This window comes from Kitasatospora sp. NPDC056731, assembly GCF_040687675.1.
Taxonomy (GTDB): domain Bacteria; phylum Actinomycetota; class Actinomycetes; order Streptomycetales; family Streptomycetaceae; genus Kitasatospora.
The window spans coordinates 181661-200178 of the sequence record NZ_JBFBNR010000010.1 but is presented as its reverse complement, the minus strand read 5'-3'; the positions used below and the strand labels follow the sequence as shown (position 1 = coordinate 200178).

The window sequence follows — 18518 nt, the reverse complement described above, 5'->3', positions numbered from 1 at the left end:
AGCGCTCACTTGATCAGTCCGGTCATGAAGGTGCCGACCGCCTTGGCCGCGTTCGAGATGCCCTCGAAGCCCAGTTGGACGAGCTGGGCGGAGCGGGCCGGCGAGCTGATGATCGAGTAGAGGACGAAGATGAGCAGGAGGGCCATGCCGATCTTCTTCGCCTGCGCCATCGGGTGTCGTCCTCTCCTGCTGTGGGCCGCCGCCATCCGGGTCCCCGAGCGGCCCTGCGGAAGCAGCTTATCCATCGGACGGGCTATCAAGTGTGCGACGCGTTCGCCCGGCGGGACGAAGGTCCCCGTGGGTGGGGCCTTTCTCCGGATGCCCGGAAGCGGCCCGGGCGGCAGGATGGAAGACGTGCCGAGGATCTGGCAGGAATCCCCGGTGCGTGGATCCGGAGCTCCCCGCTGTGGGACCGGGCGCCGCGGCTTCCCCCCGACGCGGCGCCGGTTGTGGGACTCCGCCGGGGGAGCGGTCGTCCCCCCGAGCCGCTCCCCCTTTCCAGGCTCCGTACTCTCCGGGCGTTGGTGGTCATCAGCCCGGAGTGCGGAGCCCTTTTCGCGTTCGAGGGTGCGCGGAAACGCCGAAGGCCCGTCCGGATCGGACGGGCCTTCGGGCTTTCCAGCGGTAGCGGTGGGATTCGAACCCACGGTGAAGTTGCCCCCACACACGCTTTCGAGGCGTGCTCCTTTGGCCGCTCGGACACGCTACCGAGGGGAACTCTACCGGACGGGTGCGCGGTCACGAAATCCATAGGGCGGGGCGGCCGGCGGGGGACCCGGCGGCGGAAGTCGGCGCCGGACGTCAGCGGTGGGACTCGAAGAACTCGCGCAGCTGCTCGCCGCACTCGTCGGCGAGGACGCCCCAGACCACCTCGGGGCGGTGGTTGAGCCGGCGGTCGCGCATCACGTCGAAGAGCGAGCCGGCCGCGCCGGCCTTCTCGTCGAGGGCGCCGTAGACCACCCGGTCGATCCGGGACAGCACGATGGCGCCGGCGCACATCGTGCAGGGCTCCAGGGTGACGACCAGGGTGCAGCCGCTGAGCCGCCACTCCCCGATCCGTTCGGCCGCCTGCCGGATCGCGACCACCTCGGCGTGCGCGGTCGGGTCGCCGACCGCCTCGCGCTCGTTGTGGCCGCGCCCGATCACCTCGCCGTCCGGGCCCAGGACGAGCGCCCCGACCGGGACGTCGCCGGTGGCCGGCGCCAGGGCGGCCTCGGCGATGGCGAGGCGCATCGGCGCCGCCCAGCGGTCGCGGACCGGGTCGGGGCGGACGGGGGCGGGCAGGGGGGCGATGCGGGGGACGGCCTGCGGGGCGGATGCGGACTGCATGGCATCCAGTGTCGGGTATCCGGCGGTGGGCACTGGCCTGGTCACCGGCCTGGTCACCGCCCGCTACCGGACCGCCTCCAGGACCTCGCCGCAGCCGAGGGCCTCGGCGATCTCCTCCAGGGCGTCGCCCGGGACGGCACCCTCGCCGCTGAGGGCGAGCAGCTCCTCGGCGGCCAGGCCGAACTCGGTGAGCAGGTGGGCGTCGCCGAGCGGGCCGACCGGGACGCCGCTGCGGGCGTCCTCGTCCTGCTCCTGCGCCTCCTCGTCCTCCTCCAGCTCGACGACCAGGTGGTCCAGGTCGCCGAACTCGCTCTCACCGGCCTGGTCGACCAGCTCGTCGGTGAGGACGGAGCCGTAGGAGCTGCGGGCGGCGGCGGCGCCGTCGGACACGAAGATCCGCGGGTCCTCCTCGCCGTCCACCCGGACGATGGCGAACCAGGCGTCCTCCTGTTCGATGAAGATCAGGACGCTGTCGTCGTCCTGCGTGGAGTCGCGGGCCAGTTCGGTCAGGTCGGCGAGGGTTTCGACGTCGTCGAGCTCCGTCTCGCTCACATCCCACCCGTCCTCGGTGCGAGCAAGCACTGCAGCGAAGTACGCCACCAGGGACACTCCCAAGATCTCGGTCTCGGCTGTCGGCGCGCTCGGGCAACGCGAAAATCTGGCCGCCCCCGCGCCAGAGGCGGTCCGCTCGTTCGGACCGTCCCATCGGAATCGTGACAGAAAGCCCGCCCTTGCGGGGGGTGTTCGGCAGCGCGTCTTTGCAGGTCGTGTCGGAAGGGCCGGCCGGCGGCCGGTGTGGCGCCGGCGCCACCGCCCGGGGTCCGCCGGATCCGGACCGGCCGGTCGGCGGAGCCGCAGGGGGAGCTGCGGGGGGAGCCGCGCCGGAACCGCTTCGGATCCTCGTCAGATCCGGAAGGTTCGCATCCGCATGGCTTCGCGCATCCGCCGTTCCTTGGTCCGCCGGGGCTGGACCCGCTCCCGGAGTTCGCGGGCCTCGGTGAGCTCGCGCAGGAAGACGGCCCGCCGCCTGCGGCGGTCCGCCTCGGTCTCCGGGGGGTCCTGTGGCGGGCCGGGGCGATTGCCCGACCGGCCTGCGGGCTCGTCCGCCGAGCCGTCCCCGGCGTTCGGGTTGCTCGTCATAAGACGTGACATTCCCAGATCAGCCCGGTTGATACCACAGGAGGCGCTTCCGTCCGGACATTCGCGGGGCGTCACGGCGCGATACGGCCGGGTGCACCCCGGCGACGGGGCGGTCGGCACGCGGCGAGTCGTACAGGCGTGCAGACCCGGGCTAACCTCGATACATGCGTCTCCACGTCGTCGACCACCCCCTGGTGGCCCACAAGCTCTCCACCCTGCGCGACGAGCGCACCGACTCGCCGACTTTCCGTCGCCTGACCGACGAGCTGGTGACCCTCCTCGCCTACGAGGCCACCCGGGACGTCCGCACCGACGAGGTGGAGATCACCACCCCCGTGGCGGTCACGCTCGGCACCCGCCTCAGCTACCCCCGCCCGCTGGTCGTGCCGATCCTGCGCGCCGGTCTCGGCATGCTGGACGGGATGACCCGACTGCTGCCGACCGCCGAGGTCGGCTTCCTCGGCATGGTGCGCAACGAGGAGACCCTGGAGGCCTCCACCTACGCCACCCGGATGCCGGACGATCTCTCCGGCCGCCAGGTCTACGTGCTCGACCCGATGCTGGCCACCGGCGGCACCCTCGTCGTGGCGATCAAGATGCTGATCGAGCGCGGCGCCACCGACGTCACCGCCGTGGTGCTGCTGGCCGCGCCCGAGGGCGTCGAGGTGATGAAGCGCGAGCTGGCCGGCCTGCCGGTCACCGTGGTCACCGCCGCCCTGGACGAGCGGCTCAACGAGAACGGCTACATCGTGCCCGGCCTCGGCGACGCGGGCGACCGCCTGTACGGCACCGCCGGCTGAGCGCATCCCCCGAACGGACGAGAGCCCCCCGGCGCGGTGCCGGGGGGCTCTCCTGTTGCGCGGGACGACCGGCCTCAGCAGCTGCCGGTGGCGGTCGGGGTGGGGGACGGCTTGGTCGCGAGGGCGAGGGCGGCGGCCGCCTGGGTCTCGTCCAGCAGGGCGTTGTAGCTGTCGCCGACCACGAAGTCCACGGTGCCGTCGGTGCGGGCGTCGGCGGTGGTGGTGGCCCCGGCGATCTGCGAGCCGAGCAGGGTGGCGGCGCCGGCGCCGGCCGGGCCGGCGATCACCTGGGCGGTGCCGGGCACCTTCTTGTCCAGTTCGGCCGGGGCGTTGCCGACCTTGCCGATGGTGAAGCCGCGCTTCTTGAGCTCCTCGGCGGTCCGGCCGGCCAGGCCGCCCTTGGCGGTGGCGTTGTAGACGTTCACCGTGACGCCGGCCGGCTGCGGGATCGCGTGCGGGTCACCCGGGGCGGCGGGCGCGCCGGAGCCGGTGGGCGCACCGGGCGTGGCGCCCGGGGAGGGGGCGGCCAGCGGCTTGCCCGACGGGGTCACGCAGGCCTGGGCGGAGGAGTTCTTGTTCTTCCCGCTGAAGATGTCGTAGAGCTGGACGCCACCGAGGCCGATCAGGGCCAGGGCGAGCAGGCTCGCGAGCCCGGAGATCACCTTGCGGCTCTTCCTCGGGGGCCGGCCGAGTCGTGGATAGGCGTTGCCGGTGACGCGGTACTGCTTCCCCTTGAGGCCTTGGGGAGTCAACATGCTCACGGTTTGTCTCCCCCTCGTGCCAGGGCGGGGTCGGGATGACGGATCGGCTGGTGCGAGTGGATCCCGTGGTGCGGGCGGATCCCCTGGTCGCGGCCGTAGTCAGCAGCGTAGTGCCGTCCGGCCGCGAAGGTACTAAATGATCATCATCTGGAGTACGCCGGTACCCGAAAGGAGGTACCCGGGTACGCGCGGACCGCCCTCCGCCGGGTGGCGAGGGGGCGGTCCAGGAGCCCGTGCAGAGGGTCCGTCATTCCATTTCGAGGACCCGGGCGTGCAGCACCTGGCGCTGCTGCAGTGCGGCCCGCACCGCCCGGTGCAGTCCGTCCTCCAGGTACAGGTCGCCGCGCCACTTCACCACGTGCGCGAAGAGGTCCCCGTAGAAGGTCGAGTCCTCGGCGAGCAGGGTTTCGAGGTCGAGTTGCCCCTTGGTGGTCACCAGCTGGTCGAGCCGCACCGGGCGTGGGGCGACGTCAGCCCACTGTCGGGTGCTCGTCCGGCCGTGATCCGGGTACGGCCGCCCATTGCCGATGCGCTTGAAGATCACACGGAAAGCCTACCGTTTGGGCGGCGGATGGCGCAGCCGCCGCGACGCCGCCACGCGCTCGGGTGTGAGCTGCGGGAGGGCGATTGCGGCTGTTTGATGGGAAATGTCGCGAACATCGCCGGGTTCCGATCGGGACACGGCCCGCCCGGGACCGGGTTCCGGGCCCGCCCCGCCTCCCCGCACCGCCCAGGAGAGTGCCCCGATGTCCTCCGCCCTCACCCCGTCGGCCGTCCGGGAGATCGCCGACGGGTACGCCTTCACCGGGCCCGCCCTCGACCTCGGCGCGGTGCTGCTGGACGGCACCGCCTACCCGGACGCCCAGGTGCGCATCCCGCTCGGGGTGCTCAACCGGCACGGGCTGGTCGCCGGCGCCACCGGCACCGGCAAGACCAAGACCCTCCAGCTGATCGCCGAACAGCTCTCCGCCCAGGGCGTGCCGGTGTTCCTCGCCGATGTCAAGGGGGACGTCTCCGGCGTCGCCGCGCCCGGCGCGCCGAGCGAGCGCACCGCCGCCCGCGCGGCCGAGGTCGGACAGCAGTGGACCCCGCAGGGCTGCCCGGTCGAGTTCTACTCGCTCGGCGGCCAGGGCGCCGGGATCCCGATCCGCGCCACCGTCACCAGCTTCGGGCCGCTGCTGCTCGCCAAGGTGCTCGACCTGAACGAGACCCAGGAGTCCTCGCTCAGCCTGGTGTTCCACTACGCCGACACCAAGGGCCTGGAGCTGTACGACCTCAAGGACCTCACCGCCGTCATCGCCTTCCTCGCCTCGCCCGAGGGCAAGGAGGAGCTGAGGACCATCGGCGGCCTCTCGTCGGCCACCGCCGGGGTGATCCTGCGCGCGCTCACCCTGCTGGAGAACGAGGGCGCCGGGGCGTTCTTCGGCGAGCGCGAGTTCGACACCGCCGAACTGCTGCGGACCGCCCCGGACGGCCGGGGCGTCGTCTCGGTGCTGGAACTGCCCGCCGTCCAGGACCGGCCGCGGCTGTTCTCCACCTTCCTGATGTGGCTGCTCGCCGACCTCTACCAGGAACTGCCCGAGGTCGGCGACCTGGACAAGCCCAAGCTGGTGTTCTTCTTCGACGAGGCGCACCTGCTGTTCAAGGGCGCCTCCAAGGCCTTCCTGGAGGCCATCACCCAGACCGTCCGGCTGATCCGCTCGAAGGCCGTGGGCATCTTCTTCGTCACCCAATCCCCACGCGACGTCCCCTCCGACGTGCTCGCGCAGCTGGGCAACCGGGTGCAGCACGCGCTGCGCGCCTTCACCCCGGACGACGCCAAGGCGCTCAAGGCCACCGTCTCGACCTTCCCGCGCTCCTCCTACGACCTCGGCGCGGTGCTCACCTCGCTCGGCACCGGCGAGGCCGTGGTGACGGTGCTCTCCGAGAAGGGCGCGCCGACGCCGGTCGCGGCCACCCGGCTGCGGGCGCCGCAGTCCCTGATGGGGCCGATCGAGGCGGGCGCGCTGCGGGCCGTCGTCGACGCCTCGCCGCTGACGGCGCGCTACCGGGACGCGATCGACCGGGAGTCGGCGTACGAGAAGCTGGCCGCGCGGGCGGCGCGGGCGCCCAGGCCGGAGGCCGCCGCACCGGCCAGGGTGCCGAAGGAGCGGGAGCCCGCCCCGCGGCGGGAGGAGCCGAAGGGGGCGGGCGGGCTGCTCGATTCGCTGCTCAGCAACCCGACGGTGAAGTCCCTGGCGCGTTCGGCCGGGAAGCAGCTCGGGCAGGAGATCTCGCGCAGCCTGTTCGGGACGTCCAAGCGGCGGCGGTAGCGGCCGGGCCCCGCAGGACTGGAGCCTTACCCGGCCAGGGCGGCGCCGATCCGGTCGAGCGAGGACAGCCGCATCAGGCCGTAGTTGTAGAACTCGACCTCGGGGACGCCCAGTTCGCGCAGGGTCGCGATCTTGGCGGCGAGGTTCGCCGGGCCGTCGCAGTCCGAGGCCATCGGCCGCAGGATCACCGCCATGTCCTGCGGGCGGACGCCGTGCAGGGCGAACGCGGCGATCTTCTCCCGGACGGCCTCCGGGGTCTTCGCGTAGCCGAGCGTCTCGATCTGGTCGGTCGCCTTGGCGAGCGCGGGCAGGTCGATGCCGGACAGCCAGCCCTTGCCCGGGCCGGCGCCGTCCATGAAGCTCAGCCGCATGCCGTGGCGCCGGGCCTCCTCGGTCAGTTCGGCGGCCAGCGTGGTGACGGTGGTGGTGGCGGCGTCCAGGTAGGCGGCCAGGGCGCCGTCCGCGAGCGCGCTCAGGTCGGCGGGCTCGGCGGCGGCCGCCTCGTCGGCCAGCCGGCGGCGCAGCTCGGTGCGGACGGCCTCCGCGACCTCCTCCGCCGGGACGCCCGCGCGGGTGGCGGCGGCGCGGCAGTGCGGGCAGAAGCAGATGCCGAGCAGCGCCTCGGCGCCCGCGCCCAGTTCCTCGAAGTAGCGCTCGTGGTGGTATCCGTGGCGCAGTCCGTGGAAGTGCAGGGACTCGGCCCGGATCGCGTCCACGCCGTACCGGGCCAGCTCGGTGACCAGGGTCCGCGCGTACTCCCGGACCTCCGGGGCGGCCGGGCAGAGCTCGGTGAGGTGGCGGTCGCCGAAGGCGTTGGCCGGGGCGCAGTCCGGGTGCGCGAAGCCGAGCCGGTCGTTGTGGCAGAACACCGTCCAGGCGTGCAGCTTCAGCCCCCGGCGGCGGGTCTCGGCGGCGGCCTCGGCGAAGGGGTCGCGGTCGCCGATCGCGGTGGACGGGGCGGGCGCGAGCCGGCGGCCCCGCCAGCGGGCCGGATCGGGGCGGAAGTACGCCGCGCCCGGCTCCAGGTAGCGGATCACCCGGCGGGGGTTGTGCGGGAAGACGTCCCGGGCCTCGTGGTAGACCGAGGCGAGGGTGACGCCGCCGACCCCGGCGCGGTCGGTGAGGTTGCCGAAGAAGGTGTCGGCGCCCTCGTCGAGCAGGTCGGTGGCGAAGGCGAGGACGGACGACTCCACGGTGCGGCTCCGGAGCTGGGGGCGGGTGCGCTGTCCACGCTAGCCGCAGGGGCCGGATTGGTCTATACCTGGTGATTTGAGCGGGCCGGGCCCGAACGAGGGGCGGCCGGATCGGGGCGGCCGGACCGGACGGGCACCCCACTACAGTGAGCCGTGTCCGACAGACCGTGTCCGACAGACCGTGCCCGACAGGCCGTGCCCGTCGGACCGTGTTCTTCAGCGTCCTTCAGCCCGAGGCCGTCCACGGCCCGTTGAGAGGTGACCACCCCATGAGCGTTCGCCCGCCGCTGCCGTACGACTTCCTGCCGCAGGTGCCGTCCTTCCCGCTGACCAGCCAGGACATCGCCGACGGCGGCACACTGGCCGGGGAGTTCAGCCACGCCGGCGGCAACCGGTCGCCGCAGCTGGCCTGGTCGGGGCTGCCCGAGGGCACCCGGAGCATCGCCGTCACCTGCTACGACCCGGACGCGCCCACCGGCTCCGGCTGGTGGCACTGGCTCGCCCTCAACCTGCCCGCCGACACGGTCGAACTGCCGCGCGGCGCCGGCTCCTCGGACGACGACCTGCCCGGCGCGGCCTCCTTCCACGGCCGCAACGACTTCCCCGGCCACCAGTACGACGGCGCCGCCCCGCCGCCCGGTGCCCCGCACCGGTACGTCTTCGCGGTGCACGCCCTGGACGTCGAGAAGCTGGACGTCTCCGCCGACACCCCGGCGGCCCAGATCGGCTTCCACCTGACCTTCCACACGCTGGGGCGGGCGCTGATCACCGCCGAGTACGGGGTCTGAGCGCGGTGGGCCACGATCCGGTCGAGGTCTGGCGGCTGCCCGAGGAGGACCGGTCGGCCGGTCGTAGGGCCGTGGCCTGGACGGTCGGGCCGGCCGGGGAGCTGGCCCTCCTGGTGGTGCCGGAGCAGCACCTGGCGCCGGCCGGATCCTGGCCGCCGGTCCGGCTGCCGTTCGACGGCGAGGTGGTCGTGGCCGCGCCGCAGGGGGAGTGGCGGGTGCCGCTGTCCGGCGTCTCCTGCTCGCCCGACCACCTCGGGCTGCTGCCGGGCGGCCGGGTGCTGCTGGCCGGGTACCGGGCCGAGCAGGACGGGGAGGAGTGGCTGCCCAACGCGGCCGTGTACGGCGCGGACGGGGCGCTCGAACGGGAGCTCGCCCTCGGTGACGACGTCCGGGTTCTGGTGACTGACCTGGACGGCCGGATCTGGATGGCCTACGGGGACGAGGGCATCTACGGCGACCACCCGATGGCGGCCGCCGGGCTGCGGGCCGCCGACACCCACGGCCGGGTGGTGTGGAGCCCGGACAAGCTGCCGTCCTTCCCGCTGGAGGGCCTGGCCGGCGCGACCGACGGCCGGAGCGCCTGGCTGGCCTGGTACCCGAGCCCGTCGGTCAGCCACCTCACCCGGATCGACGCGGTCGACCGGCCGTCGACCACCCTGCCGTGCCCGGTCCGGCTGCCGGTCGGCTTCGCGATCCGCGGCGGGCAGGGCGTCTTCCTGTCCAGCGGCGGCGAGTTGACCTGGTACCAGCTGATCGGCAAGGAGTGGAAGCGGACCCGGCGCCGGCAGCTGAGCGTGCCCGGCGCGCTCGACCGGGTGCGGGCGCACGGCCGGGACGGCGCGCTGTGGTTCCGCGCGGGGGACTGCTGGTACCGGATCGAGGCTTAGGGCCTGCCCGGCGGATCCTGCCGGGCAGGCCCTAACCGCCTGCGCGGGTGGCGCGGTCGGCGCGGGCGGCCAGGGTGCGCAGGTGGGTGATCAGCTCCGGCGGCTCGTGCACCTCGAACTCGCAGTCCAGCGTCAGCAGCCGCACCGCCGTCCACTCCAGGGAGTCCGTGCGGGAGCGCAGCCGGCAGCGGTGCTCGTCGATCGGCTCGATCTCGGAGTCGCCCCGGTCGAAGTGCCGCCGGACGTTCGCGGCCGGGGCGTGCACGGTGGCGACCACGGCGCGGGCCGGTGACTGGCGGCGCAGCTTGCCCGCCACGTATGCGGCGGCGTCCTCGGCCGGGAGTGGGCGCGGGGTGAAGTGGGCGCCGGTGGCGCGGGGTTCGCTGAGGCGGTCGACGCGGAAGAGCCGCCAGTCGTCCCGGTCCAGGTCGTAGCCGACCAGGTACCAGCGGCGGCCGGCCGAGACCAGCCGCTCGGGTTCGACGTTGCGCCTGGTCTCGGCGCCGTCGCCGGCCCGGTAGGCGAAGCGCAGCCGCTCCCGGTTGGTGACGGCGCCGGCGAGCACGGTGAGGTCGTCCGGGTCGACGGTCGGGCCGTCGCCGGTGAGCAGTGGCATGGTGGCGGTGTTGAGCGCGCCCACCCGGTGTCGCAGGCGGCCCGGCAGCACCTGGAGGAGCTTGGCGAGGGCGCGGACCGAGGCCTCCTCTATGCCGACCACCGCGTGCCCGGCGGCCGCCCGCAGGCCGACCGCGATGGCGACGGCCTCCTCGTCGTCCAGCAGCAGCGGCGGCATCGCCGTCCCCGCGACCAGCCGGTAGCCGCCGACCGCGCCCATGGTGGCCTGCACCGGGTAGCCGAGGTCGCGCAGCCGGTCGATGTCGCGCCGGATCGTCCGGGGGCTGACACCGAGCCGTTCGGCGAGTTCGCTGCCGGGCCACTCGCGCGGGGTCTGCAGCAGGGACAGCAGGTTCAGCAGCCGTGCGGGGGTGTCCGTCATGCCGTCCAGGATGCCGGACAACTGGGACAGGATCTGACCTACATGCCCCGTACCCTCGTGGACGTGCCGACGAGCAGTGCGAGCAGGACGAGCAGGACGAGCAGGACGAATGAGGAGTACCGAATGAAGACCGCGGACGCGGACCGACGGAGGTGGATCGCGCTGGCGATCGTGATGGTCGCCTCCTTCATGGACCTGGTAGACGTCACCATCGTCAACATCGCCATCCCCAGCATCCAGGAGGACACCGGCGCCTCCTTCAGCGCCATCCAGTGGGTCACCGGCGGCTACGCGCTGGCCTTCGCGATCGGGCTGATCACCGGCGGCCGGCTGGGCGACATCTACGGTCGCAAGCGGCTGTTCCTGATCGGCATCGGCGGGTTCACCGTGGCGTCCGCGCTGTGCGGCCTGGCCTCCGGCCCCGAGATGCTGGTCGGGATGCGGGTGCTGCAGGGCGGCACGGCGGCCATGATGGTGCCGCAGGTGCTGTCGATCATCCACGCGACCTTCCCGGCGGAGGAGCGCGGCAAGGTATTCGGCATGTTCGGCGCGGTGGTCGGTCTGGGCGCCGTCTCCGGGCCGCTGATCGGCGCGCTGCTCACCGAGTGGGACCTGTTCGGCCTGGCCTGGCGCCCGATCTTCCTGATCAACCTGCCGGTCGGCATCGCCGGGCTGCTGCTCGGGCGCCGCTTCATCGACGAGTCGAAGGCCGAGCGGGCGCTCAAGCTGGACCTGGTCGGGGTGGCACTGGCGAGTGTCGGCCTGCTGATGCTGATCTACCCGCTGACGCACGGGCGGGAGGCCGGCTGGCCGCTCTGGGGCTACCTGTCGATGGCCGGCAGCCTGGTGGTGTTCGCGCTGTTCGTGGCGTACGAGAAGGCCAAGACGCGGCGGGACGGCTCGCCGCTGGTCGAGCTGTCGCTGTTCCGGGTGAAGAGCTTCGCGGCCGGCATCGGCGTGCAGCTGGCCTTCGGCGTGGTCTGCGGGATCTTCTTCCTGGTCTGGACGCTGTACATGCAGCTGGGCCTCGGCTGGAGCCCGCTCAAGGCCGGCTCCACCGGCATCCCGTTCTCGCTCGCCGTCTCGGCCGCGGCCGGGCTGTCCGTGCAGAAGCTGGTGCCCCGGTTCGGACGCCGGGTGCTCCAGACCGGCGCGCTGGTGATGGCGGCGGGCGTGCTGACGTACATCTGGGAGGCGGACCGGTACGGGACGGCGATCGCGCCCTGGCAGATGGCGCTGCCGCTGGTGGTGATGGGCCTGGGGATGGGCCTGATCGTCGCGCCGATCACCGACGCGATCCTGGCGGAGGTGCCGCGCGCGCACGCCGGTTCGGCGTCGGGGCTGATCAACACCGTCCAGCAGATGGGGAACGCGCTGGGGCTCGCGCTGGTGTCGGTGGCCTTCTTCGGGGCGATGGACGACGTGGTCGCGCCGGAGGCGATGGGCACCGCGTTCGGCGGGGCGTTCGTCCACGCGATGTGGTGGGTCGCGGGGGCGCTGCTGGTGGTGTTCCTGCTGATGTTCGCGCTGCCGCGGCGCAAGGCGGTCGCGCCGGCCGGCGCGGATGCGGCGGGTGCGGTGGATGCGCCGGCGACGGCGGCGGGTACGGCGGGTGGGGCGGACCCGACGGACGAGCGGGAGCCCGTCCTGGCCTGACAGGCACTGCTGAGGGCCCCGGTCGCGCGGCGCGACCGGGGCCCTCGACGCATTCTGGGAGGCCATGGACCGTACGGCGGTGGACTCCTCGGCGGCTCGGCAACGGCTCCCGGCGGGGCCGGCCGGGCGATCGGTTTTCAGCGCGCCCCGGCCGTGCTCACCGCCGTCGTCCGGGTCGTGGTCTTCGCCGCGGACTTGGCCTCCTTTGCGGCGCGCTTCATCTCCTGCTTGAACTCCCGGACCAGGTCGAGGGATTCGGGCCCGGTGATGTCGGCGACCGAGCGGTGCGCGCCCTCCTCGCCGTACGCGCCGGCCGCCTCGCGCCAGCCCTCCGGCCGCACGCCGTACTGCTTGCCGAGCAGGGCCAGGAAGATCTGCGACTTCTGTTTGCCGAAACCGGGCAGGGCGTTGAGGCGGCTGAGCAGTTCCTTGCCGGTGCGGGTGTCCTTCCAGAGCGCGGCGGCGTCGGCGTCGTACTGCGCCACCAGGAACTGGCAGAGCTGCTGGACCCGTTTGGCCATCGCGGCCGGGTAGCGGTGCACGGCGGGCTTCGCGGACAGGAGGGCGACGAACTCCTCCGGGTTGTACACGGCGATCTCCCGGGCGTCCAGGTCGTTGCGTCCGAGCCGCTGGGCGATGGTCAGCGGACCGGTGAACGCCCATTCCATCGGCACCTGTTGGTCAAGCAACATGCCGACGAGCGCGGCCAGCGCACTCCGTCCGAGCAGTTCGTCGGCCTCGGGCTGCTGTGCGAGCCGGACGGTGACGTTCATGGGCTTGCCCTCCTCGGAGTTGACGTCGGGTCGGCGCCCAGTCTGGTGGACGGGGCGGGGGCGGAGGCGGTCAACACGCCCGTAGCAGGGGAAGTCTTGGTGTTCCAGGGCCTTGGCGTAGCTGGCTTGTTCGTTGGCGGAGCGACCGCCTGAGACACCCGATCCGGCGGTCGGGAGAGCCGTCGGAGTACTTTTTGCCCGCGCTGGCCACGGGCACCTCGGCGCTGTCGTCCGTCCGGTTGGCCCCCGAAGCCGGGTCGGCGAACTGCCTGTTCGCGCTGCGGGCTCTCGTGCATGGATATGTCGCTAACTCTTTTTGTTCGCATGGTCATTCGAGCAGGAAAGAGGAAACGGGAAACCCTGACATTCCCCGTTTCACCGGCTCGATCGCATGCCAAGATTCAGGCGGAAGCGAGGGGAGGCCGCTTCCGGCCCAAGATGCGAAACCGTGGACGGTCGGATTCCAGAAGAAGGATTGGCATGGCCATGTCTAATGACTCGAATGGGTTCGGCCCGGAGCTGCGCAGGCGCCGACTCGCAGCCGGGCTGACGCTCACCCGGCTTGCCGAACTGCTCAGCTACAGCAAAGGTCACCTCAGCAAGATCGAACGCGGCCACAAGGCGCCACCGCCCGAGCTTGCCCGCCGCTGCGACGCCCAGCTCGCCGCTGGTGGTGAGCTGGAGAAACTTCTCCCGGCTGAGCCGATACGGCTCGACAAGGAGGTGGTCACCGAAGACGAGGAGCCGCTGTTCCAGATCGAACGCGGCGGCGTTCGCTGGTCCGGAGAGCTCAGACGGCGGCAATTGCTCGCCGCCGGGGCCACTTCTCTGCTCGGATACGGGCTCCCAGCTTCCCTACCGTTCGTCGCCACAGCGGAAGCGGTGGCGGACTCGGCCCCAGTGGAGATCTTCCGCGCCCAGTTCGACCAGATGCGGCGCCTCGGCCAGTCCAGCCACCCCGGCACGTTGCTTCCCCTGCTCACAGCCCAGACACACGCCCTGCGCGAACTCGCCATGCAGGCTGGTGGCGTGAACCACGGCCGGTTACTCGTGCTGGCCGCTCGGTTCGCGGAGTACGCCGGCTGGATGGCCCAGGAGGCAGGCGACAATCCATCTGCGCTTCGATGGACCGCCCGGGCCGTCGACCTTGCCGAGGCCGGTGGCGACCGCGACCTCACCTCGTATGCCCTGGTCCGGCGCGCCCTCGTCGCCTTCTACGCAGGTGATGCGACCCAGACCGTACAGCTTGTCGGGCCCGCGCAGACCAGCGGCCTGCCACCGAGAATCCGCGGCCTCGCTGCTCAGCGCGAAGCCCAGGGGCACGCTCTCGCCGGGGACCACACCGCCTGCCTGCGGAGTCTCGATCGCGCCCGCGACCTGCTGGCCAAGGCTGAGGTCGAGGACGGTGGCGGCACACCCGTCCTCGGTACCACGAACCTGGCCGACCCGGCCTCCATGGTCACCGGCTGGTGTCTGTACGACCTCGGTCGCCCTGGACCAGCGGCCGAGGTGCTCGACCGCGAGTACCCGAGGATTCCGGCGCAGGCTGTCCGCAGCCGAGCCCGCTACGGCCTTCGACGCGCCCTTGCGCACGCCGCCGCCGGGGAGCCGGAGCGTGCCAGCGAGGTCGCCTCAGTCCTCCTGCCGCTGGTCCCGGCGTTGCGGTCGGCCACGATCCGGGCCGACGTGCAGCGGCTCGCCCGTGAGCTGAACCGGTTCCGGACCGGCCGGGCGGTACGGGACCTCCAGCCCCTGCTAGCCCAGGCGCTACACCCGTAGACCACGTGAAGCCTCGGCCCGTCCACGGCCGGTCCCCATCCGACATCCACCAGAGAGGTGACCCGTTATGCCCGACATCTTCGTCAACTACCGCACCAGTGACCAGGAAGCCGCCGCCACCCTGATCGAGCGAGAGCTCTCCCGGCGCTTCGGCAGCGACCGGGTGTTCCGCGCCAGCAAGTCCATCAAGATCGGTCGACGCTTCCCCCAGGAACTACTCACCGCCGTCCGCCGCAGCAGCGTGCTCATCGCGGTCATCGGCCCGCTTTGGGGAGAGGCCCGCACGGCGGACGGACGGCGCGCGCTGGACGATCCTGAGGACTGGACCCGGAAGGAGATCGCCGAGGCCTTCGAGAGCGGAGCTCTCGTCGTACCGGTACTCGTCGGCCGCACCACACGGCTCGACCGGCACGATCTCCCCCCGGAGATCGCCGAGCTGGCCGAATGCCAGTATCGCCGTCTTGACACCCGTGACGCGGAGACCGGCCTCAACCGGATCGGTGACGACCTTTCCGAGGCGATCCCCGAACTCGCGGCGGCCGAGCGGCGGATCGCGAACGCCAGTAGTGCCGAAAGCACCCGCAACCAGGTGGGCCGGACTGACGGAAGCGTGGTACAGGCTCAGGACTACCGGCACGAGCAGAGCGGAGGCGTCGGGAACGTCGGCGGCGACGTGGGGACGTTCATCAACAACGCGAGCGGCCAGGTGCACACCGGGGGCGGAGACCAGCACAACACCATCCGCCACGGCAGCGTCGAGTTCCACGGTGACGGCGGCAACTACCTCGAACGCGGAAACATCAACCAGGAGTTCGGCGACCGCCGTGACCGCAGGGAGCGGCGGTGGTGACCTACCACGAGGACGGGACACGGATCCACAACGTCCAGGGGCAGACGCACACGGGGAGTGGCGCCCAATACAACTTCTACTACCGCTACGACTCTGGGGAGCGACTGATCCGCGGCGGCGGCGATCCGCTGCGGGTGGCGCTCGAACACAGGCGCTGGTTGGGCCAGCGATTCATCGCTCCGTCCGGCTACGGAAGCGCGATCGAGAAGCTGAAGACGCCCGGCTCGTCCGTCCTCGTGTCCGGCCCCTCCGGAGCTGGACGCCGGACCGCCGCTGTCGTGCTGCTGCACCGGGCGGGTAAGGCTGGCGACCCGTTCCGTGAGATCTCCCTGGACGGTCTGCGGGATGAGCCGACCGAGCTGGCAATGGGCGAGCGCGTTCTCTTCGACCTGTCGGACGTGTCAGAGGAGAAGTTCTTCGACGCGCAGGCACTGTTGAAGACGTACTGGGGCCGGGTGGAGCGCTGCTGCGGCTGGCTAGCCGTGGTCCTGCCTCCGGAACACGACCATCTCCTGCGGTCGGAGTTCCGCCAACTGGTGGTGTCGATCGGTCGTCCGAACGGCGGTGCGGTACTGCAACGGCACCTGCGCCGGGCGGATATCGAGGTGTCGCGCTCGATGCTGGACAGGTCGGTTCTGGGAGAGCTTCTGGGGAGCTCTCCCATGCGGGAGTTGCAGCAGCTGTCCGAACTGGTGATCCAGGCCCGCTCGCAAGGCGGTGAATTCGATACGTGGGCCAGCCTGGCTCTTGTGGCCCTCCGGGAGCGCGGCAGGGAGGCGGCCGTGCAGATCGCCAGCCTGAACGACGGGCGCCAGCGGGCGCTGCTGTTCACCGCAGCGATGCTGGACGGGGCGCCGGTCGATTCGGTGTTCCGCTTATCCGAACGGCTGTTGTCGAGGGTCGACTACCCGGAGGACGAGCGTCCCCGGCTCGACCGCACCGATCTGAACCAACGCCTGAGTGAGCTGGGAGTGGAGGTGAGCGAGGGGCGGATTCGCTTCAAGGCACTGGCGTACGGGTCAGCCGTTCGCGCGCATTTCTGGCTGTACTACCCGGACCTGCGCCAGACGTTCCGGACCTGGGTCGATGATGCGGTCAGAGCGACGGAGTGGCTGGATCCGGCCGAGCGGCAGCGTCTGGTCGGCCGCTTCGCCGAACAGGTGTTGAACGTCGGTGACTTCCGTTCGCTGACGGACCTCGTGGAAGCGTGGATGGAGGGGACCGGGTTGCTTCCGGAGGCGCTGGTGGTGCTGAGGCAGGGGCTCATGGACGAGCGTTGGGGCTCGGACTTCCGGATGAGAATTTACGGCTGGTCGATCGACCCGGAAATCCATCCCGGCCTGGTGCGGGGGCTCGCACAGATCTGTGTCGACGTCATGGCTCCTCACTACCCCGATCAGGCACTCGTCCGGCTGCACCATCTTGCCCGGAGGGAGGAGGTGAACAGCTCGCACTATGCCCGGGAGGCCCTGCTCGAACTGGCCCGCACGGACAGACGGTTGTATCCGAGGTTGCTGGGCCGGGTGTGCGAGGGCCTGGAGCGGTCGGAGCCCTGGCAGCCGGACGCCGAGATCTTTCTGGCGTTGGTGGAGCCACCGCCCGTCGAGGCGTCGAAGGAAGTGCTCGCGCGGGGTTGGGCGGCGGTCCTTGCGGTGGCACCAACGGAGTTGTGGGCGTCGGGGGTCGAGGCATGGCTCTCGGCCGCCCGGCCGGCGGAGGACGGGGGTGAGCAGCTGATGGAGATCCTGATTGATGCCGCTGACCGTCTTCACACCGCTGACCGGCGGATCGCCGTGCTCAGCCGCTACTACCTTCTGGCGTACGACTGGGCAGCCACGTCGGATGAGGCACTGACACCTGTAAGCCGAGCCGACGTGGCGGCGCGCTTCCATTGGAAGATCGACCGCGCGCAGGGCATCGAGCCGCTGGACCTGTCCTCGGCCGAATCGACCGAGGGGAGAGGCTGGTGAAGGGCGCTGGGAAGGCGGCGCTCGTCGGGTTGGCCCTCGCGGCCGGGACAGTCACCGTGGTTCTCGGTCTGTCGGCACGGTGGCCGGTCTGGCTCTGGGCGGTGCCAGCGGTGGTGGCTGCGGTGTTGGCGGCCCTGCTGGCCATGGCACGAGCCCCGGAGTCGGAGGCTGAGGTGGGGACGGATGCCGATTCGGAGTCGGACGAGCCCCCGTATGAGGAGACCCGGGTGGACCGGGTGGCGCTGCCCAGCCGGGTCCCAGACTACGACTTCATCTTCTCGGTGACGGTCTGGTGGCGCCCGATCCCGAACATGACCGGCCTGGTGCACGCCAGTCCCGCCAGTCTGGCGATCGAGACCGTGCTCTCCCGCGCGCGGGAGGTGACTGAGAACGAGGATCCGGGGCGGCTCGACCTGGTCCGGCACCAGCTGAACGGTGTGCTCGGGATTCAGGGCCAGGACCCCTCGGCCCTGGTGGAGGTCATGGGTGGACGGGTTTCGCTCAGCCTTCCGGAGGATGACCGCAGCCGGCTGGGGAAGCTGTCCGAGGTGCGGAAGACGGAGGAGGTCTGGGAGCACGAGCGACGGTACGAGCAGAGCAAGCGGGCTTACCTCGGCGAGGACGTCCTGAAATCGCCTGGCAGCGCGGTGGTGTGGTGGCTGGCGCGGCATGACGACGAGGTCGTACAGGCCGTCGACATGATCGGTCCGCTCGCGCAACTGTCGGCGGCGGCCAACAACGAGGCTGTGGATGAGTTGTACGAGCACCTGGTTCCGCGGCCGGTCGATGAGGCGGGTCCCTTCCAGGACGATGTGACGCCCAGGTGGCCTCGCGGGGGCGATGAGGGGGAAGACTGGGCCGCGCCGTGGTCTCCGAGGACTCCTGGGCCGGAGGGGCCGAACGGGTCCGGAACGGGGCCGCGGGTGGTCGGGCCGCTGAACCAGCTGCTGGATGACGTCGATCTGATGAAGGACTCCCCCGAGCGGAGGCTCTACGCGCACCGAGTGGCGGAGTTCACCGATGCGATGGGCCGTCCGAATCAGGCGTCGCTGATCCGGGAGAGTCTGCGTGGGGACGGTGACGGAGGCGCAGGGGCGGTTCCAGGTCAGCAACGCCCGGCGGAGGACCGTAGTGACGGCCCGTTTGGTTCCTGGGGCAAGGTCGACAGCGGGTTGAACGGATTCGTTGCGAGCGGCACTTCGCACGGGACCGGGCATGGATCCGAGGACTGGGACGAGGGTTGAGGATGAGGGGGCGGCGCAGCGGGACCGGAGGTCGGCGAG

General features: G+C 71.6%; 18 protein-coding genes and 1 tRNA gene. 9 read left to right on the top strand and 10 right to left on the bottom strand.

Features of this window, described 5'->3' with window-relative positions:
• Nucleotides 1–5 precede the first annotated feature (5 nt).
• The 5 genes from AB0R04_RS13275 to AB0R04_RS13255 all read right to left on the bottom strand — a co-directional run bounded on the left by AB0R04_RS13275 (nt 6) and on the right by AB0R04_RS13255 (nt 2469).
• Nucleotides 6–170, bottom strand: coding sequence for a hypothetical protein (locus AB0R04_RS13275; RefSeq protein WP_167745863.1), 165 nt, complete (start codon nt 168–170; stop codon nt 6–8).
• A gap of 452 nt (nt 171–622) precedes the next feature.
• Nucleotides 623–709, bottom strand: a tRNA-Ser gene (locus tag AB0R04_RS13270).
• Between the two features lie 92 nt (nt 710–801).
• Nucleotides 802–1329, bottom strand: a complete 528-nt coding sequence (gene tadA / locus AB0R04_RS13265; RefSeq protein WP_063348631.1) for a tRNA adenosine(34) deaminase TadA — start codon at nt 1327–1329, stop codon at nt 802–804.
• A 63-nt stretch (nt 1330–1392) separates the two neighbouring features.
• Nucleotides 1393–1929 (bottom strand): tRNA adenosine deaminase-associated protein, encoded by a 537-nt coding sequence (locus AB0R04_RS13260; protein ID WP_063351275.1) that lies wholly within the window; start codon nt 1927–1929, stop codon nt 1393–1395.
• Nucleotides 1930–2232: 303 nt separating this feature from the next.
• Complete coding sequence (locus tag AB0R04_RS13255; protein WP_063348632.1) at nt 2233–2469, bottom strand: hypothetical protein; 237 nt, start codon at nt 2467–2469, stop codon at nt 2233–2235.
• Nucleotides 2470–2633: 164 nt separating this feature from the next.
• Here AB0R04_RS13255 and upp point away from each other — a divergent pair, with 164 nt between their 5' ends.
• Entirely contained in the window at nt 2634–3269 is a 636-nt protein-coding gene (gene upp / locus AB0R04_RS13250) for a uracil phosphoribosyltransferase (protein WP_063348633.1), read from the top strand.
• A gap of 74 nt (nt 3270–3343) precedes the next feature.
• On the opposite strand, the gene AB0R04_RS13245 is transcribed toward upp, so the two are convergent.
• Both AB0R04_RS13245 and AB0R04_RS13240 read right to left on the bottom strand, forming a co-directional pair.
• Nucleotides 3344–4024: a LytR C-terminal domain-containing protein gene (locus tag AB0R04_RS13245; RefSeq protein ID WP_363370703.1), complete on the bottom strand. Its 681-nt coding sequence runs from the start codon at nt 4022–4024 to the stop codon at nt 3344–3346.
• A 253-nt stretch (nt 4025–4277) separates the two neighbouring features.
• Nucleotides 4278–4574, bottom strand: coding sequence for a type II toxin-antitoxin system VapB family antitoxin (locus AB0R04_RS13240; protein ID WP_063348635.1), 297 nt, complete (start codon nt 4572–4574; stop codon nt 4278–4280).
• Between the two features lie 202 nt (nt 4575–4776).
• On the opposite strand from AB0R04_RS13240, the gene AB0R04_RS13235 reads away from it, so the two are divergent.
• Complete coding sequence (locus AB0R04_RS13235; protein WP_363370623.1) at nt 4777–6342, top strand: helicase HerA-like domain-containing protein; 1566 nt, start codon at nt 4777–4779, stop codon at nt 6340–6342.
• A gap of 26 nt (nt 6343–6368) precedes the next feature.
• Here the strand turns inward: AB0R04_RS13235 and AB0R04_RS13230 are convergent, their stop codons facing one another.
• Nucleotides 6369–7535 carry a hypothetical protein gene (locus AB0R04_RS13230; RefSeq protein ID WP_363370621.1) on the bottom strand — a complete coding sequence of 389 codons (1167 nt, stop codon included), beginning with the start codon at nt 7533–7535 and terminating at the stop codon, nt 6369–6371.
• Nucleotides 7536–7804: 269 nt separating this feature from the next.
• Between AB0R04_RS13230 and AB0R04_RS13225 the strand changes: the two genes are divergently transcribed.
• Both AB0R04_RS13225 and AB0R04_RS13220 read left to right on the top strand, forming a co-directional pair.
• On the top strand, nt 7805–8323 hold the full coding sequence (locus AB0R04_RS13225) for a YbhB/YbcL family Raf kinase inhibitor-like protein (RefSeq protein WP_363370619.1): 519 nt from the start codon (nt 7805–7807) through the stop codon (nt 8321–8323).
• 5 nt (nt 8324–8328) lie between these two features.
• Nucleotides 8329–9210, top strand: a complete 882-nt coding sequence (locus AB0R04_RS13220; protein WP_363370617.1) for a hypothetical protein — start codon at nt 8329–8331, stop codon at nt 9208–9210.
• Between the two features lie 31 nt (nt 9211–9241).
• Here AB0R04_RS13220 and AB0R04_RS13215 read toward each other — a convergent pair whose 3' ends face one another.
• On the bottom strand, nt 9242–10207 hold the full coding sequence (locus tag AB0R04_RS13215) for a YafY family protein (protein WP_363370701.1): 966 nt from the start codon (nt 10205–10207) through the stop codon (nt 9242–9244).
• A gap of 123 nt (nt 10208–10330) precedes the next feature.
• Between AB0R04_RS13215 and AB0R04_RS13210 the strand changes: the two genes are divergently transcribed.
• Nucleotides 10331–11863 (top strand): MFS transporter, encoded by a 1533-nt coding sequence (locus tag AB0R04_RS13210; protein WP_363370615.1) that lies wholly within the window; start codon nt 10331–10333, stop codon nt 11861–11863.
• A 137-nt stretch (nt 11864–12000) separates the two neighbouring features.
• Here the strand turns inward: AB0R04_RS13210 and AB0R04_RS13205 are convergent, their stop codons facing one another.
• Entirely contained in the window at nt 12001–12636 is a 636-nt protein-coding gene (locus AB0R04_RS13205) for an HhH-GPD-type base excision DNA repair protein (protein ID WP_063348640.1), read from the bottom strand.
• Nucleotides 12637–13122: 486 nt separating this feature from the next.
• Between AB0R04_RS13205 and AB0R04_RS13200 the strand changes: the two genes are divergently transcribed.
• The 4 genes from AB0R04_RS13200 (at nt 13123) to AB0R04_RS13185 (ending at nt 18479) form a co-directional block, all read left to right on the top strand.
• Entirely contained in the window at nt 13123–14415 is a 1293-nt protein-coding gene (locus AB0R04_RS13200; RefSeq protein WP_363370613.1) for a helix-turn-helix domain-containing protein, read from the top strand.
• 67 nt (nt 14416–14482) lie between these two features.
• Complete coding sequence (locus AB0R04_RS13195) at nt 14483–15265, top strand: toll/interleukin-1 receptor domain-containing protein (RefSeq protein WP_363370611.1); 783 nt, start codon at nt 14483–14485, stop codon at nt 15263–15265.
• On the top strand, nt 15262–17235 hold the full coding sequence (locus tag AB0R04_RS13190) for a hypothetical protein (RefSeq protein WP_363370609.1): 1974 nt from the start codon (nt 15262–15264) through the stop codon (nt 17233–17235). Before AB0R04_RS13195 ends, AB0R04_RS13190 begins: the two co-directional genes overlap by 4 nt.
• Nucleotides 17232–18479, top strand: coding sequence for a hypothetical protein (locus AB0R04_RS13185; protein ID WP_363370607.1), 1248 nt, complete (start codon nt 17232–17234; stop codon nt 18477–18479). The genes AB0R04_RS13190 and AB0R04_RS13185 overlap by 4 nt, the downstream gene beginning before the upstream one ends.
• The last annotated feature ends 39 nt before the right edge of the window (nt 18480–18518 follow it).

Bases quoted from the DNA above. Each gene is read 5' to 3' on its own strand.
- AB0R04_RS13275 (WP_167745863.1), bottom strand. From the start codon at position 170: ATGGCGCAGGCGAAGAAGATCGGCATGGCCCTCCTGCTCATCTTCGTC.
- tadA (WP_063348631.1), bottom strand. From the start codon at position 1,329: ATGCAGTCCGCATCCGCCCCGCAGGCCGTCCCCCGCATCGCCCCCCTG.
- AB0R04_RS13255 (WP_063348632.1), bottom strand. From the start codon at position 2,469: ATGACGAGCAACCCGAACGCCGGGGACGGCTCGGCGGACGAGCCCGCA.
- upp (WP_063348633.1), top strand. From the start codon at position 2,634: ATGCGTCTCCACGTCGTCGACCACCCCCTGGTGGCCCACAAGCTCTCC.
- AB0R04_RS13245 (WP_363370703.1), bottom strand. From the start codon at position 4,024: ATGTTGACTCCCCAAGGCCTCAAGGGGAAGCAGTACCGCGTCACCGGC.
- AB0R04_RS13235 (WP_363370623.1), top strand. From the start codon at position 4,777: ATGTCCTCCGCCCTCACCCCGTCGGCCGTCCGGGAGATCGCCGACGGG.
- AB0R04_RS13225 (WP_363370619.1), top strand. From the start codon at position 7,805: ATGAGCGTTCGCCCGCCGCTGCCGTACGACTTCCTGCCGCAGGTGCCG.
- AB0R04_RS13215 (WP_363370701.1), bottom strand. From the start codon at position 10,207: ATGACGGACACCCCCGCACGGCTGCTGAACCTGCTGTCCCTGCTGCAG.
- AB0R04_RS13210 (WP_363370615.1), top strand. From the start codon at position 10,331: ATGAAGACCGCGGACGCGGACCGACGGAGGTGGATCGCGCTGGCGATC.
- AB0R04_RS13205 (WP_063348640.1), bottom strand. From the start codon at position 12,636: ATGAACGTCACCGTCCGGCTCGCACAGCAGCCCGAGGCCGACGAACTG.
- AB0R04_RS13200 (WP_363370613.1), top strand. From the start codon at position 13,123: ATGTCTAATGACTCGAATGGGTTCGGCCCGGAGCTGCGCAGGCGCCGA.
- AB0R04_RS13195 (WP_363370611.1), top strand. From the start codon at position 14,483: ATGCCCGACATCTTCGTCAACTACCGCACCAGTGACCAGGAAGCCGCC.